This is a genomic window from Mesorhizobium sp. M7A.F.Ca.CA.002.05.1.1 (assembly GCF_003998335.1).
Lineage (GTDB): Bacteria > Pseudomonadota > Alphaproteobacteria > Rhizobiales > Rhizobiaceae > Mesorhizobium.
On the sequence record NZ_RZQI01000936.1, the window covers coordinates 1 to 2,264 of the forward strand.

2 protein-coding genes are annotated in these 2,264 nt (G+C 65.9%); one reads left to right on the plus strand and one right to left on the minus strand.

Annotated features, from left to right (window positions below; translation table 11 throughout):
- The first annotated feature begins 4 nt into the window (after positions 1-4).
- On the plus strand, positions 5-1,054 hold the full coding sequence (locus EN939_RS30765) for an SGNH/GDSL hydrolase family protein (RefSeq protein ID WP_127271406.1): 1,050 nt from the start codon (positions 5-7) through the stop codon (positions 1,052-1,054).
- A 21-nt stretch (positions 1,055-1,075) separates the two neighbouring features.
- Here the strand turns inward: EN939_RS30765 and EN939_RS30770 are convergent.
- A partial coding sequence (locus tag EN939_RS30770) for a glutamate synthase subunit beta (protein WP_164751371.1) occupies positions 1,076-2,264 on the minus strand: 1,189 nt, incomplete at its 5' end.

Genomic DNA, 2,264 nt, shown 5'->3' on the forward strand with positions numbered 1-2,264 from the left:
GCTCCTGCGCCGCAGCGAGCGCATCGAGCCGCCGCAGGACATCCAGAAGCCGAGGCCCAGGCCCAAGGCGAAAAAACCCCGCGCCCCGCGCCCGCCGGCGGAGCCGGAAATCCCGGTGGTTGACAAGGCACCGGACGCTCGCACCGTGCTGGTGGTCGGAGACTTCATGGCGGCTGGCCTCGCCGAAGGCCTCGACACCGCCTTTGCCGAGAATGCCGGCGTCAGGATCGTCGTTCGCAGCAATGGCTCGTCCGGCTTCGTACGCGATGATTTCTACAACTGGCCCGAACAGATCAAATCGCTGATCGAGACCGAAAAACCTGCCGCCGTGGTCGTCATGCTGGGTTCCAACGACCGCCAGCAGATGAAGGTGGGTGACGTGCGCGAGCAGCCCCGCTCTGAAACCTGGACCAAGGAATATGAGCGCCGGACCGACGCGTTCGGCAAAGCTATCGCGGAGGCAAAGGTACCCTTCCTCTGGGTCGGCATGCCGGCTTTCCGGGTGTCGAAGATGACCTCCGATATGCTGGCCTTCAACGACATCTATCATCAGGCCGCTGAAAGCCATGGCGGTGAATTCGTCGACGTCTGGGACGGCTTCGTCGATGAGAACGGTGCTTTCGTCACCAGCGGCCCCGACATCAACGGCCAGCCGGTGCGGCTGCGCGCCGATGACGGCATCAACGTCTCGAAGGCAGGCAAGCGCAAACTCGCCTTCTACACCGAAAAACCGCTGCTGAAGATCCTCGGCCTGACCGCGCCTGGAAGCGTGATTACACCGTCCGCTCCGGCGGGCGCACCTGTCGAGGCGCCGGCGCCGGCCGCGGCCCCCATCGTTATCGACCGCACCGCGCCGATGCTGCTCAGCGATCCGGCACTCGACGGTGGCTCCGAATTGCTGGGCGCGGCACCGCCGGCGAAGGCCAATCCGGACCTGCCCGGTGAAAAGCTTGTGGTCGAGGGCAAGGCACCGATTGCATCGCCCGGCCGCGCCGACGATTTCTCATGGCCGCCAAAGGCCGCGACCGATACCACGACCGCGATCAATCGTTAGTATCGCTGCACGCTCCTGGGTTCAGCGCGGGAGAACGCTCGACCCCATCAACGCCTCGTCGATCGAGCGTGCCGCCTGGCGGCCCTCGCGGATCGCCCAGACGACCAGCGACTGGCCACGACGCACGTCGCCGGCCGCATAGAGCCTGTCCACGCTGGTCTTGTAGTCGCGGTCATTGGCCTCGACATTCCTGGAGCGGCGGCTGTCGGTGGCGATCTTCATCTCACCGTCCAATTCCTTCGCCACCCCGGCCGCGGCCGGCCCGGCAAAGCCGATGGCGATGAAGGCGAGATCGGCACGAATGACGAATTCGGTGCCGGCGATCGGCTTGCGCTTGTCGTCGACCTCGCAGCACTTGACGCCGGTCAGCTGGCCTTCCTCGCCGATGAATTCGAGTGTCGCCACCTGGAATTCGCGCTCCGCGCCTTCGGCCTGCGAGGACGAGGTGCGCATCTTGGTCGCCCAATAGGGCCAGACCGAAAGCTTGTCTTCCTTCTCCGGCGGCTGCGGACGGATGTCGAGCTGGGTGACGCGCACCGCACCCTGGCGAAAAGCAGTGCCGACACAGTCGGAGGCGGTATCGCCGCCGCCGACGACGACGACATGCTGGCCGCCGGCGATGATCGGATGCGACGGCCATGCCACCGACTGAATCGGTTCGCCGCCGACACGCCGGTTCTGCTGCACCAGATAGGGCATCGCGTCATGCACGCCGCCGAGATCGTCGCCGGGAATGCCGGCCGCGCGCGGCGTTTCCGAGCCGCCGCAATAGAGCACGGCATCATGTTCGGCGAGCAGCTCGGCAACCGGCTTGTCGACGCCGACATTGACGCCGCAATGGAAGGTCACGCCCTCACCCTGCATCTGCTCGATGCGCCGGTCGATATAGTGCTTCTCGATCTTGAAGTCGGGAATGCCGTAGCGCATCAGCCCGCCGGGCCGGCTTTCGCGCTCGTAGACATGGACATCGTGGCCGGCGCGGCCAAGCTGCTGGGCAGCCGCCATGCCGGCAGGGCCGGAGCCGATGACGGCGACGCGCTTGCCGGTCTTCTTCTCCGGCGGATAGGGCCTGATATGGCCGGTTTCATAGGCCTTGTCGGCGATCGCCTGCTCGACCGTCTTGATGGCGACGGGAATGTCCTCGAGGTTCAGCGTGCAGGCTTCCTCGCAGGGCGCGGGGCAGATGCGGCCGGTGAACTCCGGGAAATTG